The following is a 14428-nucleotide window of genomic DNA, read 5'->3' as shown; positions in this document are numbered from 1 at the left end:
GGGACCAGGAGTCCCGAGCCGGCGGTGAGCCCGCGGCGGCGCCGGTCGGGTGAGGGTGGCTGGCCCTGGGTGTTCGTGCTGCCGACGTTCCTCGGTGTGCTGGTCTTCTACCTGTGGCCGCTGGTGAAGACGCTGTACGACAGCTTCACCGAGACCGGCCCGTTCGGTGGCAGCACCTGGGTCGGCGCGGAGAACTACAGCACCCTGGTCGGGGACGGCGACGTCTACCGGGCGATCCTGAACACCGTCGTCTACACCGCGATCGTGCTGCTCGGCATCCCGCTCGCGGTGCTGTTCGCCAGCCTGCTGAACCGCCCCGGCTTGCGCGGCGCGATGGTCTACCGGACGCTGTTCTTCCTGCCGTACGTCGCGATGCCGACCGCGATCTCGCTGGTCTGGCGGCTGATCTACAACAAGGACTACGGCGTCCTGAACCAGGCGCTCGGCGTGATCGGGATCGACGGCCCGTCGTGGATCACCGAGCCGTGGTTCGCGCTGGTCGCGGTGGCGCTGCTCGGCCTGTGGATGTCGATCGGCTTCAACATGATCGTGCTGTCGGCCGGTCTGAAGGGCATCCCCGGCGAGCTGTACGAGGCGGCGTCGCTGGACGGAGCCGGCTCGGTGCAGCAGTTCCGCTCGATCACCGTGCCGCTGCTGACGCCGTCGATCTTCTTCCTGTCGGTGATCACCACGATCGCCGGGTTCCAGCTGTTCGACCAGTTGTACGCGCTGCTCGGCCCGACGAACCCGGTGATGCCGAAGACGCAGTCGCTGGTCTTCCTGTTCTACGACGCCGCGTTCGTCGACAACGAGCGCGGGTACGGCGCCGCCATCGCGATCCTGATCCTCGCGATCGTCGGCCTGCTGACCGTCGTCCAGTTCCGACTGCAGCGCCGGTGGGTGAACTATGACTAAGGGTGTGAAGGACGAGCGGCTGGGCAACAACAAGGTCGCGCACGTGCTGCTGGCGCTGGGCAGCCTGGTGATGATGTTCCCGTTCCTGTGGCAGCTCAAGATGGCCGTCTCCACGCAGGCCGAGATCCAGGCGATCCCGCCGGACCTGCTGCCGAAGGGCCTGGAGTGGCGCAACTTCACCGAGGTGTTCCAGCGGCTACCGTTCCTGGACCAGTTCTGGGTGTCGGTGGCGGTCACCGTCGGCCGGACCGTCGGGCAGCTGGTGCTGTGCTCGATGGCCGGGTACGCGTTCGCCCGGATGCGGTTCCCGGGCAAGGGCGTGCTGCTGGCGCTGATCCTGTCCATCCTGATGGTGCCCAGCCAGGTCTACCTGATCCCGCAGTACCAGATCATCCAGCAGCTCGGCTGGCTGAACAGCATCCACGGCATCGTTGCCCCCGGCATCTTCAGCGCGTTCGGCACGTTCCTGATGATGCAGTTCTTCCGGTCGATCCCGGTCGAGCTCGAGGAAGCCGCCCGGCTGGACGGCTGCAACCCATGGCAGACCTTCTGGAAGGTCGTGCTGCCGGTCGCCAAGCCGGGGCTGATCTCACTGGCGATCATCACCGTGCTGACCTCGTGGGCGGATCTGCTCTGGCCGCTGGTGGTCACCTCCGCGCCCGAGGAGATGCCGCTCGCGGTCGGCCTGGCTACGCTCAGCGGCTACCAGGGCAGCATCTCGCCCGGTGTGATGATGGCAGCGGCGCTGATGGCGATGGCACCCGTCCTGATCATCTTCGTGCTGCTGCAGCGTCGCGTGGTCGAAGGCATCGCATTCTCCGGACTCAAGTAAGGGACCTCATGTCGGAACAGTTGGCCGATCTGACCGTCGGCCTGATCGGCGCGGGCAACATCGCGCACGTGCACGTGTCGGCCTGGAAGGCACTCGGCGCCCGCGTCCTGGTGCACTCCGAGGCCGGTGCGGCTGAGCTCGCCGAGCAGTACGGGCTGGAGGTGGCGCCGTCGCTCGACAGCGTGCTGCAGCAGGTCGATTTCGTCGACATCGTGACGCCGTCGCCGACGCACAAGGAGATCGCGATGGCCGCGATCAAGGCGGGCCGGAACGTGATCTGCGAGAAGCCGCTGACGCTGACCGCGGCCGACTCGCACGAGGTGATCGCTGCCGCCGCTGCGGCCGGCGTGAAGGTCTACCCGGCCCACGTCGTGCGGTACTTCCCGGCCTACAGCGCGGCGTACGACGCGATCGGCGCCGGCCGGATCGGTGCCGTCGCGGTGGCCCGGTTCTTCCGCCAGGCGTCGTCGCCCGCCGGTGCCGGGTGGTACCGCGACGTGGGCCGCTCCGGCGGCGTGATCATGGACCTGATGGTCCACGACCTCGACCAGGCCCGTTGGCTGTGCGGCGAGGTCACCAGCGTGTACGCCGTACAGAACCCGCCGACCGTGGACGGGATCAGCCCGGTCAACGTGGCCGCGCACGTCACGCTGACCCACGAGAGCGGAGCGATCAGCCACTGTCGCGCGACCTGGGGTGCGACCGGGACCAAGTTCCAGTCCGGCTTCCAGGTCGCGGGGTCGACCGGCGTGCTGAAGTACTCGTCGGACGCCGACTCCGGGTACGCCGAGGAACTGCAGGACGGCGCCGTCGGCGGCGACCTGCTGATCCCCGCGTCGACGCTGGGGGAGAGCCCGTACCTGACGCAGCTTCGTGAGCTCGCGGTGGGGCTGCGCGGTGGGCCGGAGCCCCGGGTGCTCGCGTCCGACGGCGCAACCGCGGTCTATCTGGCCGAGGCGGCCCGCTCGTCCATGGCGACCGGCCGCACCATCGACATGACCACCTTCGACCCCTCGGGAGCAGCGGCATGAAGGTCGCGATCGCCTCGTTCGCGCACACGCACGCCTCGTCGTACGCGTCCTTGCTCGGCGCGATGCCGGACGTCGACGTACTGACGGCGGACCCGGACGGCGCGTCCGCACCGGACGCCGGAGCACGTGGCGCGGAGTTCGCCGAGAAGCACGGTGTCGCGTACGTCGACTCGTACGACGAACTGTTCGACTGGGGACCCGATGCCGTCGTGGTGACCAGCGAGAACGCCTACCACCGTGAGCTGGTCGAGCGGGCCGTGGCCGTCGGCGCGCACGTGCTCTGCGAGAAGCCACTGGCCACCGATGTCGCCGACGGCGAAGCGATGCTGGCCGCGTGCGCCGAGGCCGGGGCGATCCTGATGATCGCCTACCCGGTCCGCTTCGCGCCGTCGTACCTGCGGCTGCGGGCTTCGGTCGAGGCCGGGAGGCTCGGCGACGTGTTCGCCGTACTGGGGACGAACAACGGGAAGATCCCGTACGACCAGCGGCAGTGGTTCACCGACGCCGAGCTGGCCGGTGGGGGAGCGCTGGTCGACCACACCGTGCACTGTGCCGACCTGATCGACGGGCTGACCGGTGGTGCCTCCGCCACGCGGGTCTATGCGGCTGCGAACCACGTCCTGCACCAGGACAAGGGCGTCAAGGTGGAGACCGGTGGCCTGGTCACGATCACCTACGACAACGGGCTGCTGGCAACCATCGACTGCTCCTGGAGCGTGCCGGACAACGGTCCGACCTGGGGTGGCGTGTCGTTGCAGGTGACCGGGACCAACGGGTCGGTGGAGATCGAGCCTTTCCTGCCGCATGTCGGCGGGACAGACGCGTCGGGCGAGGTGTACCTGGCGATCGGGGGCAACCTCGACGAGTCGATGCTGCACACGTTCCTGCACGCGGTCCGCGAGTCGGGCCCGGCAGTGCGGGGTGCGACGCCGGCCGTCGTACCGCAGCCGGATGGTGCGGTCGGCCTGCGGACACTGCAGATCGTGGACGCGGCGCGGCGGTCCGCGGTCTCGGGTCAACCGGTCGATCTGTAGCCTCCCCGCAGTACAAGTGCGCATGGTGGTCCGGTACGGTTCCGGGGATGTGACCGGCGGGTAGGACCCCTCAGGCTGTTAGGAGCGAGACGATGGGCGAGTTCGTCAACCTCACCGTGAGTAACGGTGTCGGCACGATCCGGCTGGACCGGCCGAAGATGAACGCGCTGAACGTCCAGGTCCAGGAGGAGATCCGGGCCGCCGCGCTGGAGGCGACGGCCTCCGACGAGGTCCGCGCGGTGGTGATCTACGGCGGCGAGCGGGTGTTCGCGGCCGGCGCGGACATCAAGGAGATGGCCGACATGTCGTACGCCGACATGGTCAAGCGCTCCGGTCCGCTGCAGTCCTCGCTGTCCGCGGTCGCCGCGATCCCGAAGCCGACGGTCGCGGCCATCACCGGGTACGCCCTGGGTGGTGGCTGCGAGCTGGCGCTGTGCGCGGACTACCGGATCGCCGCGGACGACGCCAAGCTCGGCCAGCCGGAGATCCTGCTCGGCATCATCCCCGGCGCCGGCGGGACGCAGCGGCTGTCCCGGCTGGTCGGCGCGTCCAAGGCCAAGGACCTGATCTACACCGGCCGGTTCGTCGACGCTGCCGAGTCGCTGTCGATCGGCCTGGTCGACAAGGTCGTCCCGGCGGCCGAGGTGTACGACGCGGCGGTTGCCTGGGCGTCGCAGTTCGCCAAGGGCGCCGCGCTCGCACTGCGGGCCGCCAAGGAGGCGATCGACGCCGGGCTCGGGGTCGATCTGCACAGCGGGCTGGAGATCGAGCGGCAGCAGTTCGCCGCGCTGTTCGCGACCGAGGACCGCGCCATCGGGATGAAGTCCTTCGTCGAGAACGGCCCGGGCAAGGCCGAGTTCAAGGGAATCTGATGACCACCTCCGCTGAGAAGCCCGCCGCCACCGCCGAAGAGGTGGAGGCGGCCTGGAACGACAACAAGCTCGCCCAGGTGCTCTACCACGACTGGGAGGCGTCGACGTACGACGAGAAGTGGTCGATCTCGTACGACGAACGCTGTGTCACCTACGCCCGCGACCGGTTCGTCGCGATCGCCGGACGTGACGGCTGGCCGTACGGCAAGACCCTCGAGATCGGCGCCGGCACCGGCTTCTTCACGCTGAACCTCAAGCTGGCGGGCGTTCTCGACGAGGCGCACGTCACCGACCTGTCCCCGGGCATGGTCGAGGCGGCCAAGAAGAACGCGAAGACGCTCGGGTTCGCGATCGAGGGCAAGGTCGCCGACGCCGAGAAGCTGCCGTACGACGACGACACCTTCGACCTCGTCATCGGGCACGCGGTCATCCACCACATCCCTGACGTCGAGCTCGCCTTCCGCGAGATGCTGCGCGTGCTCAAGCCCGGCGGCCGCTTCGTCATCTGCGGTGAACCCACCCGGTACGGCGACTACGTGGCCCGGCGGTTGTCACGCTTCACCTGGTGGGCCACCACGAACCTGACCAAGCTGCCGGCCCTGGCCGAGTGGCGCCGGCCGCAGTCGGAGCTCGACGAGTCGTCCCGGGCCGCCGCGCTGGAGGCTGTGGTCGACCTGCACACGTTCGACCCGGACACGCTGGCCCGGATGGCGACCCGTGCGGGCGCTGCCGACGTACGAACGGTCACCGAGGAGCTGTTGGCGGCCTGGGTCGGGTGGCCGATCCGGACGTTCGAGGCCGCCGTACCGGAGCAGAAGCTCGGGTTCGGGTGGCGGATGTTCGCCTACAAGTCGTGGCTGCAGCTGTCGAAGGTGGACAAGGCGCTGTCGGCCGTCGTGCCCGACGAGCTGTACTACAACGTCTCGATCACAGGTGTCGCGCAGTAGGGTGTTCTGATGCGGTTGCTGACCGCGGCGAATCTGCGCTGGGTGGTGCGCCATCGGGCTTGGACGCCGTACTACCTGAAGCGCTACTGGCGGTTCGCCTGGTTCAAGCTGCGTCACCCCGGCGTGATCACCGAGGGATTCGTCTTCCTGGGCAAGAAGCTGGAGATCGTGGCGCGGCCCGGGCACGGCCGGATCGTGCTCGGCAAGTGGGTGCATCTCGGTGACGAGACCCGGCTGCGCGCGCACGAGGGCACGCTGCGGATCGGCGACAAGGTGGTGTTCGCCCGCGACGTCACGGTGAACTGCTACCTGGACGTCGAGATCGGCGCCTCCACGCTGATCGCGGACTGGACCTACATCTGCGACTTCGACCACAAGACCGAGGACCTGCACCTGCCGATCAAGGACCAGGGCCTGGTGAAGTCGCCGGTCCGGATCGGCCCGGACTGCTGGCTGGCCACGAAGGTCACCGTCACCCGCGGAACCGACATCGGCCGCGGCGTGGTGATCGGCGCGAACAGCGTTGCCCGTGGCAACATTCCTTCGTACGCCGTCGCCGCCGGGGTGCCGGCCGTGGTGGTCGCCGACCGCACCGCCCGGTACGCCGCCGACGCGGCCCGCCGGGCCTACCTGGCCGGGCTGGCCGCGGCGAACGACCGCACCGCGGCCCGGTTGCTCGCCGGCGGCGATCCGGTGCCGCCGAGTAGGAACGGCGTACCGGGGGAAGCTGAGGGTGATGGCGACAGTGCGGCTGGTGAGGGAGTTGACGACGAGGGGTTCTCAAGTTACTCACCAGTCGGGCACTATGTCCCCCACGTTCGGCCGGAGGCCGACCGGTTGACCGTCGGAGAGGAGATCCAGCGTGGCTGACCAGACCCGGAGCGGGCAGCCGGCGCCGTCGCTGCTCGACCAGGCGGCCGCCGACGACTCGATCACCCGGGCGCGCACCCGCGCGGTCGACCCGATGGCGATCGTGACGGAACCCGGCAGCGCTACGTTGGAACAAGCGCTTGAGAGCCCCGAGCCGCCGGTGGCGGTTCGGGACGTGGGCGTGAACCGAAGGCTGGACCCGGAGGTGCAGGCAGTGGACGGCAGGACGGCGGCACCGGCACCGCTCGCGGGCGCCCGGCGCAGGCTGTCGCCCCGCCCGGTCCCGGTCAGCCGGCGCAGGAGACCGCCGGCCACGACCGCGACGGCGGCGGACGAGGAACCGACCCCGGCTGAGGAGATGGACGACGTGGGTACGCACGACGAGAAGGCAGCGGACGCGGAGAAGGCGGTGAAGCCGCCGGCGGACGCAAAGGGCAGCAGTGGCGACGCGGGCGAGGCGAGCGGCCGCGGGTCGACCGCGACGGTGACCAAGCCGGCCCGGCCGAAGACCGCGGCGGAGATCGTCGCCGAGCAGCGGGCCCGGGAGAAGGCCGCGGCCTCGGCCGCCGCCGAGAAGGATGCCGGGGCCAACGATCCGGCGGAGACCGCGGTGACCAAGCCGGTGACGAAGGTTCCGGCCACGTCCGCCGCTTCGTCTGCTTCGGCTCCGGCCAAGACCGGTGCGGCGGGCAACAAAGCGGCTTCCCCTTCGGGTAAGGGCAAGCAGGCGCTGAGCTCGGTGGGCTCCGGAGTGCGGAGGCTGCGGAACCTGATCGCCTCACTGATCTGGCTGGTCGCGGTGCTGGCGGCCGCCGTACTGGCGCTCGGTGCGCTGTTCACGGCCCTGGACCAGACGAACCAGAGCAACGAGATCGTGCGCTGGGTGCTGGAGCGCGGGCACGACCTGGTGGGCCCGTTCAAGGACCTGTTCCGGCTCGAGACCGCGAAGAACACTCTGCTGGTGAACTGGGGGATCGCGGCGCTGGTCTACCTGATCGCCGGCAAGATCATCGAACGGTTCGTTCGCCCCTAGGGTTCGCGACGAGGATCAGATCGAGAGATTCGTCCAGGTCTCCTGGGCGAATCTCGAAGTCTTCGTGCCGCGTGCCGGTCACCAGTTGCCGCAGCTCCGGTGCCCAGTCGTCGTGCTCGGTGGCCAGTTGCGCGTCGACGCACGGGCCGTGCTGCTGCTCCCACTCGCGCAACGTGGCGCCGTGGTGAAGTCCGAGCGCGTGCGTGATCTCGAAGTGCGGCTCGAGCAGTTCGGTGAACTCTGCGGCCGTCAGTTCGCGGGTGTGGTACCAGTTCCCGCTCGGGAACGTCAGGCGATTCGGCGTACTGAGCACCAGGACGCCGTCCGGCTGGAGGATGCGCGCGCACTCCGCGATGAACCGCGGCTGCTCCCACAGGTGCTCGATCGTCTGCAGTGACGTGATGAAGCCGAAGGTCGCGTCGGCGAAGCCGGTCTGGACGAGGTTGCCCTGCACCACATTGATCTGTGGATAAACGCGGCGGACGTGCCGAAGGGTCGTATCTTCATAGTCGAGACCGGTCACGGAGTCCGCGCCCGCCAGGCGGAGCAGCTCCGCGCCGTACCCCTCGCCGCAGCCGGCGTCGAGGACGCGGCCGGTCCTGTTCGATGACAGGTTGGCCGTGATCCAGCGGTAGGCGGCGTCGTGGCGCGCGAACCAGTAGTTCTCGTGCCAGATCCCGGGCGCTGTTCTCTCGCCGGTGAGCGGTAACGTCTCGGTCACCTGAGTCAGCCTAGTGCGCGGTTCGGTGGGTGTTCGGTGTGTGTTCCGACATCACACCCGTGTCCACTTGTCCTGTGCCCCGCGGCTCGGATAAGCACGGTGTGATGGGACTCGCACGGGAGAATGTTTCTCGTGAGTAACATCCGTGGCAGGCTTGGGAGAGACCGTTAACCAGAAGGGGTCCCACACGCTATGAAGATCGTCGTCTGCGCGAAGTTCGTGCCGGATGCCACCGCGGACCGCCGCTTCCGCCCGGAGGACAACACGGTGGACCGCGCCGGTGTCGACGGGCTGCTGTCCGAGCTGGACGAATATGCCGTCGAGACCGCGCTGACCGTGAAAGAGGCCGGCGACGCCGAGGTGACCGTGCTGACCGTCGGGCCGGAGCAGGCCGCCGACGCGGTCAAGAAGGGGCTGCAGATGGGCGCCGACGCCGGTGTCCACGTGCTCGACGACGCGATCCACGGTTCGGACGCGGTGGCCACCTCGCTGATCCTGTCCAAGGCGCTGGCCAAGCTCGAGGCCGACCTGGTCGTGTTCGGGATGGGCTCGACCGACGGTTCGATGGGTGTGGTGCCGGCGATGGTGTCGGAGCGGCTCGGGCTGGCGGCCGTGACGCTGGGCTCCGAGGTCACCGTCGACGGTCAGACCGTGCGGATCCGCCGCGACGGCGACACCGCGAGCGACACGATCGAGGGCACGCTGCCGCTGGTCCTTTCGGTCTCGGACCAGGCCAACGAGCCGCGGTACCCCTCGTTCAAGGGCATCATGGCCGCGAAGAAGAAGCCGGTGCAGACCTGGTCGCTGGCCGACCTGGAGCTCTCGGCCGACCAGGTGGGCGGCTCCGCGGCGTGGACCGAGGTGGTCGAGGTGACCGCCCGTCCGCCGCGCACCGCCGGCACGATCGTCACCGACGAGGACGGTAGCGGCGCTACCCAGCTCGTCCAGTTCCTGTCCACCAACAAGTTCCTCTGAGGGGCGATCAGTTCATGTCCAACGTTCTGGTTCTCGTCGACCACACCGCCGGCAAGGTCCGCAAGACCACCGCTGAGCTCCTCACCATCGCCCGCCGCCTCGGCGAGCCGGTCGCGGTCTTCGTCGGCGACGGCGTGCAGGACGCGCTGCCGGCGCTGGGACAGTACGGCGCGACCAAGGTGATCGCGCTGTCCAACCCGGAGCTGACCCAGTTCCTGGTGGCCCCGAAGGCCGAGGCGCTGCAGCAGGTCGCGGCCAAGATCGAGCCGTCCGCGATCCTGATCTCGTCGAACGCCGAGGGCAAGGAGATCGCCGCCCGGCTGGCGGTCAAGCTGGAGTCCGGCCTGATCACCGACGCCGTCGACGTCACCGCCGGCGACGGCGGCCCGGTCACCACGCAGTCGGTGTTCGCCGGCAACTACACGGTCCAGGCCAAGGTCACCCACGGCACGCCGATCATCACCGTCAAGCCGAACGCCGCCACCCCGGAGGCGGCCGAGACCTCGCCGGAGGTGGAGGAGTTCGACGTGTCGGTCTCCGACGTGGCGAAAACTGCCCGCGTCACCGACTCCAAGCCGCGCGAGGCGACCGGCCGCCCGGAGCTGACCGAGGCCGCGATCATCGTGTCCGGCGGCCGTGGCACCGGCGGTGACTTCGGCCCGGTCGAGGCGTTCGCCGACTCCCTCGGCGCCGCCGTCGGCGCCTCCCGCGCCGCCGTCGACTCCGGCTGGTACCCGCACGCCTACCAGGTCGGCCAGACCGGCAAGACGGTGTCGCCGCAGCTGTACGTCGCGGCCGGCATCTCCGGCGCCATCCAGCACCGGGCCGGCATGCAGACCTCGAAGACCATCGTCGCCGTCAACAAGGACGAGGAAGCCCCGATCTTCGAGCTGGTCGACTTCGGCGTGGTCGGCGATCTCCACAAGGTCCTCCCGGCCGCCACCCAGGAGATCACCACCCGCAAGTCCTGACCCCCCGCGCTGGGTCCCCGCCCCGGGACCCAGCCACCCCGACCGGAGCCTTCCTCCTGGGAGCCGGTCACACCGGAGGTAACCCCTCGACCTCCGACCCCCCGCGACGGCCCGGCCCGGTCCCCTCCCGAGCCGGGCCGCCGCATTTCTCGGCGCCGCGTCCTCTAGCATCCGCTGGATGCGGATCTGGGTGAGTGGTGCACGAGGCAAACTCGGCAGCGAGGTCTGCCGCCAACTGTCAGCCGCCGGACACGACGTAGTTGAGGCCGACCTCGTCTCCTCGGCGCCTGGTGGCGTCGGGGACTCGATTGATCTGCTGGATCGGGAGGCGGTGGCTGGGTCGTTGCGTGGGGTGGAGGCGATTGTGCATTGTGCTGCGATTCCCAGTCCGGAGAACATTGCGCCGGCGGACCTCGTGCACATCAACTCGATGACGACGTTCAACGCGCTCGAGGAGGCGTGGAAGCAGGGGATTCGGACCGCGGTGCTTGCGTCCAGCGGGTCGATCTACGGGACGGCCTGGTCGCCGGAGGAGCTCGCCGTACCAGAGGTGCCGATCGACGAGGAGACCCCGCTGCGGTACGTCGATCCTTACGCGCTGACGAAGGACGTCCTGGAGCGGACCGGCGAGATGTACGCACGCCGCGGCATGCAGGTCACCGCCTTGCGCTTCCACTGGATCCTCACGCCCGGCGAAGTACGCCGCTACATCACCGAGGCGCCACCCGAGGACAACCGCCGCAACCTCTGGGGGTACGTCGACCTCGCCGAGGCGGCCCGTGCCTGCGTGCTGTCCCTCAACCCACGGCCGGAGTCCGACCGCTATGCCACGCTCCTGATCGCAGCCGAGGACACCGGCATGCTCCAACCCACCAACGAGCTCCTCGCCCAGTACCTCCCTGACACCGACATCCGCACCGACCTCCCCGCCACCACCTCCCTCTACGACTGCCGCCGGGCCGCCGATGTGATCGGCTGGACGCACCGCAGTCGCTGGCGCGAGTAGCTGGCAGGGTTCAGGTCCAGACGGGGCGGCGGGAGTCGATGCCGGTACCGTATTCGGGGTCGCGGCCGCGGACCAGGATCCAGTGCTCGGTGGCGCGGGCGCGGTAGAGGCGGAGGTCGGCGGGCGCGCGAAGCTCGTCGACGGTGAAGTGGCGCAGGCCGGCCAGGCGGGCGGAGTAGAACGCCGCACAGCGTTCGAGCTCGTCGTCCGGCACGAGCCCGGCGCGGGCGCGCAGGTAGACGGCCGAGGCCTGGCCGACGGCGACGCTGGAGTCGAAGATCGCGATGCTGACGTCCGGGGTCCGGGTGAGGTTGACCGAATGCGCAGCCTCCGGTGACGAGACCCAGTAGAAGTCGGCGTGCCCATCGGGCGTGAAGTAGACCGGTGTGGCCCACGGCAGGCCGTCGCCGTCGACGGTGGCCAGCGTCATGTACTTGTTCGCCTCGATGACCGCGGTCGCCCGCTGGTCGAGGATCTCCTGTGCCATGTCGGCTCCTTTCGGGTACGTCGTCCAGCCTGCGAGCCCCCGGCACCGAAAGTCATCCGTGCTCGCCACGGAACCACCACTGACCGGCCTGGCCAGCGGGCATGATGGGCCCGTGACCGGTGCGCCAGAGGTGTCCGCCCGCGAGGCCGAGGTGCTGGCCGCCCTCGCCGGCGGCCGCTCGAACGCCCAGATCGCGCGGCAGCTCCACATCAGCGTCCGCACGGTCGAGAGCCACGTCTCCTCGCTGCTCCGCAAGTACGGCGTCTCCGATCGCCACGAGCTCGCGGGCCTTGCCGAGCTGACGCAGGAGAGCCGCGAGTTCACCACCCTGGCCGGCCCAGGTACGACGTTCGTCGGCCGCGAGCACGAGCAGACCGAGCTCCTGGCCGCGCTCGAAACCAACAGATTGGTCAGCCTGCTAGGGCCAGGTGGCGTCGGCAAGACGCGGCTGGCCCTACGCGTCGCAGTCGAGGCCGCCGGCAACTATCCGTACGGCGGTGCCGTCGTCGACCTGGTCCCGGTCCGGCCGGGCTTCGTCGTGGCCGCGGTCGCCGAGGCCCTCGGCGTACGCGAGCAGCCCCCGCACACGCTCCTCGACGCATTGTTCGCCCGACTGCAGCGCGGGCGGACTCTGCTCGTGCTCGACAACTGCGAGCACCTGGTGCTGGACGTCGGCGATCTGGTTGCCCGCATCCTGGCTCAGGCGCCGCAGACCGCCGTACTGGTGACCAGCAGGGAGCGGATCGGGGTGACGGGGGAGCGGTCCGTGCAGTTGGCGCCGCTGGCGCTCGGGTCCGAGGCAGAGCAGCTGTTCCGGGACCGGGTGGCACCAGAGTTCGCCGCCGACGACGAAGTGGCTGCTCAGCTGTGCGCCGGTCTGGACGGCGTACCGCTGGCTATCGAGCTTGCTGCCGCCCGCGCCGACTCGCTGGGTCCGGACGGGTTGCTCGCCGCGCTGGACGATCGACTGCGGCTCGCCGCCGGCGGACGCGGGCCCAACGAGCGACACCACTCGCTGGCGCAGGTCATCGGATGGAGCTACGACCTCCTCGACGATGCTGAACGAGCCCTCTTCCGGCGCCTAGGCGTCTTCGTCGGCGGCTTCGACCTGAGCGCAGCAGAAGCGATCAGTCCAGCGAGCAGTCGCGGTGAGGTGAGCGATCTGCTCGGCCGACTGACCGACAAGAGCCTGCTGCACCGGACTCAGCTCGCCGGCACGAGCAGGTGGCGCATGCTGGAGACGGTCCGCGCCTACGCGCTGGACGAACTCAAGGGACGCGGTGAGTACGACGCTGTCGCCGTACTGCACCTTGCCTGGGCCGACAGCACCGCCGCCCGGCTGGAGGAGCGGCTGGAGCATCACGAGGACTGGCAGAGCGAGTTCGACCAGGTGACAGCCGACCTGCGGGCAGCGGTGAGCCGGTCCGACACCGACGTACGGCGGTTGGCGCGCAGACTCGCGCACCTGACCTTTGCCCGGAAGCGGTTCGTCGAGGCCCGCGAGCACTACCTGACCGCTGCAGCGCACGCCTCGGACGCCACCCAGCTGTACGACGACCTCCGCGACGCAGCCGACGCCGCGCTGGCTGTCTCGGACGGTGCACACGCCTACCAACTGATGATGCGATCGGCCGCGGAGAACAACCACCAGGACGCATTGGCCTATGCGGTCACCATCCTCAACCGCTACGAGGCAATGCCGCCCCCGCCGGACCACGGCGCCAGCCTGCTCCCCAAGGACGTGGACACTGTGCCAGTCCTGATCGCACGAGCCTGGGCATCGCGGCAGGAGGTCGGCCCAGCGGAGGCAGCGCTCGATGCAGCACGCAAGGCCGGCGATCCGCTCGACCTGATGAACGCTCTGGACGCGTACGGCGTAGCAGTCGCCAGCGCCGGCCGACTCAACGATGCACGGCGGTCCGCCGAGGAGAGGCTCGAGCTAGCCGCCACACTGCCGGATCACGAGCCGCGGGCAGTCGCGGAGATCACCGACGCCTTCCATGTCGCGTCCACGACGGCCGTGTCGGTCGGCGACCTTCCAGAGGCCGTCCGACTCGCACGGCTGACGGACGACCCGGTGCACGGGCACCCGTACATCACGGCCCCGCGCAAGATCCGTGCGTTCGCCCTCAGCGGGCTGTTCGACGAAGCAGTGCAGGCGGCGGACGTCATGTGGAACGGCTGGACCACGGCGGGCCGCCCGCCTCGGTCCTGGATGGCCTCAGCCGCCTCGTGCGCAGCCTTGACCCACGGACTGCTCGGCACTGGTCAGGACGCCGTCTGGCAGGGCCGTGCGCTGCAGATCGCCCAGGTCTCCACCGCAGCCGACTCCCCAGGCCTGATGGCGAGTGCAGCCTTCGTCGACGCCCGCCTGGCCCTGCACCGCCTCGACAGCGGGCAGCTGTCGGCAACGTTGGCCAGATCGGTTGAGCAGGCCTTCGAGGAGTTCCCCGAGCCGTGGTGGGCGCCGTACGCGTGGGCCTCCGGTGCCGAACTGGCGGCGGCGCTCCGGTACCCGGACGCCGAGCAGTATCTCCAGCGTGCCGTGAGCGAGAACGCCTGGTCGGATGCCGTACTGCTGCGAGCCAGGGGGCGGCTGACCGGTGAGCGGGCCCCGCTGGAGCAGGCGGCCGAGCAGTTCGAGCGGATCGGGGCGCAGTTCGAGCACGCCGACACGCTCCGGCTGCTGTCCCACCGCTGAGGCCCGAGGAGCGGGAACAACCGCGGCGGACAT

Annotated in this window: 14 protein-coding genes; 12 read left to right on the top strand and 2 right to left on the bottom strand. The window is 69.6% G+C overall.

Translation table 11 applies throughout. The features are described from left to right. The first annotated feature begins 24 nt into the window (after positions 1-24). The 8 genes from AB0H36_RS18260 (at position 25) to AB0H36_RS18225 (ending at position 7534) form a co-directional block, all read left to right on the top strand. Positions 25-915: a sugar ABC transporter permease gene (locus tag AB0H36_RS18260; protein ID WP_360523998.1), complete on the top strand. Its 891-nt coding sequence runs from the start codon at positions 25-27 to the stop codon at positions 913-915. Further along, the gene (locus tag AB0H36_RS18255; protein WP_360523995.1) at positions 908-1747 is read left to right on the top strand and encodes a carbohydrate ABC transporter permease; all 840 of its coding nucleotides are present in this window, start codon (positions 908-910) and stop codon (positions 1745-1747) included. Before AB0H36_RS18260 ends, AB0H36_RS18255 begins: the two co-directional genes overlap by 8 nt. A gap of 8 nt (positions 1748-1755) precedes the next feature. Beyond that, positions 1756-2778 (top strand): Gfo/Idh/MocA family oxidoreductase, encoded by a 1023-nt coding sequence (locus tag AB0H36_RS18250; RefSeq protein WP_360523992.1) that lies wholly within the window; start codon positions 1756-1758, stop codon positions 2776-2778. Beyond that, entirely contained in the window at positions 2775-3812 is a 1038-nt protein-coding gene (locus AB0H36_RS18245; protein ID WP_360523989.1) for a Gfo/Idh/MocA family oxidoreductase, read from the top strand. The genes AB0H36_RS18250 and AB0H36_RS18245 overlap by 4 nt, the downstream gene beginning before the upstream one ends. Positions 3813-3904: 92 nt before the next feature. After that, positions 3905-4684: an enoyl-CoA hydratase-related protein gene (locus AB0H36_RS18240; RefSeq protein ID WP_360523986.1), complete on the top strand. Its 780-nt coding sequence runs from the start codon at positions 3905-3907 to the stop codon at positions 4682-4684. Next, positions 4684-5631, top strand: a complete 948-nt coding sequence (locus AB0H36_RS18235) for a methyltransferase domain-containing protein (protein ID WP_360523983.1) — start codon at positions 4684-4686, stop codon at positions 5629-5631. The genes AB0H36_RS18240 and AB0H36_RS18235 overlap by 1 nt, the downstream gene beginning before the upstream one ends. A gap of 9 nt (positions 5632-5640) precedes the next feature. Then, a complete protein-coding gene (locus AB0H36_RS18230) occupies positions 5641-6501 on the top strand; it encodes an acyltransferase (RefSeq protein WP_360523980.1) in 861 nt (286 codons plus the stop codon). Further along, the gene (locus tag AB0H36_RS18225; RefSeq protein WP_360523977.1) at positions 6494-7534 is read left to right on the top strand and encodes a hypothetical protein; all 1041 of its coding nucleotides are present in this window, start codon (positions 6494-6496) and stop codon (positions 7532-7534) included. Before AB0H36_RS18230 ends, AB0H36_RS18225 begins: the two co-directional genes overlap by 8 nt. Here the strand turns inward: AB0H36_RS18225 and AB0H36_RS18220 are convergent. Further along, positions 7509-8255 carry a class I SAM-dependent methyltransferase gene (locus tag AB0H36_RS18220; protein ID WP_360523974.1) on the bottom strand — a complete coding sequence of 249 codons (747 nt, stop codon included), beginning with the start codon at positions 8253-8255 and terminating at the stop codon, positions 7509-7511. The two genes, AB0H36_RS18225 and AB0H36_RS18220, sit on opposite strands and share 26 nt — an antisense overlap. 192 nt (positions 8256-8447) lie before the next feature. On the opposite strand from AB0H36_RS18220, the gene AB0H36_RS18215 reads away from it, so the two are divergent. The 3 genes from AB0H36_RS18215 to AB0H36_RS18205 all read left to right on the top strand — a co-directional run bounded on the left by AB0H36_RS18215 (position 8448) and on the right by AB0H36_RS18205 (position 11207). Then, positions 8448-9230, top strand: coding sequence for an electron transfer flavoprotein subunit beta/FixA family protein (locus AB0H36_RS18215; RefSeq protein ID WP_360523971.1), 783 nt, complete (start codon positions 8448-8450; stop codon positions 9228-9230). 14 nt (positions 9231-9244) lie between these two features. Continuing rightward, positions 9245-10201, top strand: coding sequence for an electron transfer flavoprotein subunit alpha/FixB family protein (locus AB0H36_RS18210; protein ID WP_360523968.1), 957 nt, complete (start codon positions 9245-9247; stop codon positions 10199-10201). Positions 10202-10379: 178 nt separating this feature from the next. Next, entirely contained in the window at positions 10380-11207 is an 828-nt protein-coding gene (locus AB0H36_RS18205; RefSeq protein WP_360523965.1) for an NAD(P)-dependent oxidoreductase, read from the top strand. A gap of 10 nt (positions 11208-11217) precedes the next feature. On the opposite strand, the gene AB0H36_RS18200 is transcribed toward AB0H36_RS18205, so the two are convergent. After that, positions 11218-11694 (bottom strand): pyridoxamine 5'-phosphate oxidase family protein, encoded by a 477-nt coding sequence (locus AB0H36_RS18200; RefSeq protein WP_360523962.1) that lies wholly within the window; start codon positions 11692-11694, stop codon positions 11218-11220. 112 nt (positions 11695-11806) lie between these two features. Here AB0H36_RS18200 and AB0H36_RS18195 point away from each other — a divergent pair, with 112 nt between their 5' ends. Next, positions 11807-14395 (top strand): LuxR C-terminal-related transcriptional regulator, encoded by a 2589-nt coding sequence (locus tag AB0H36_RS18195; RefSeq protein ID WP_360523959.1) that lies wholly within the window; start codon positions 11807-11809, stop codon positions 14393-14395. Positions 14396-14428 lie beyond the last annotated feature (33 nt).

Origin of the sequence: Kribbella sp. NPDC050820 (genome assembly GCF_040653975.1) — a bacterium.
Classification (GTDB): domain Bacteria; phylum Actinomycetota; class Actinomycetes; order Propionibacteriales; family Kribbellaceae; genus Kribbella.
This window is presented reverse-complemented; position numbering and strand designations above follow the sequence as displayed.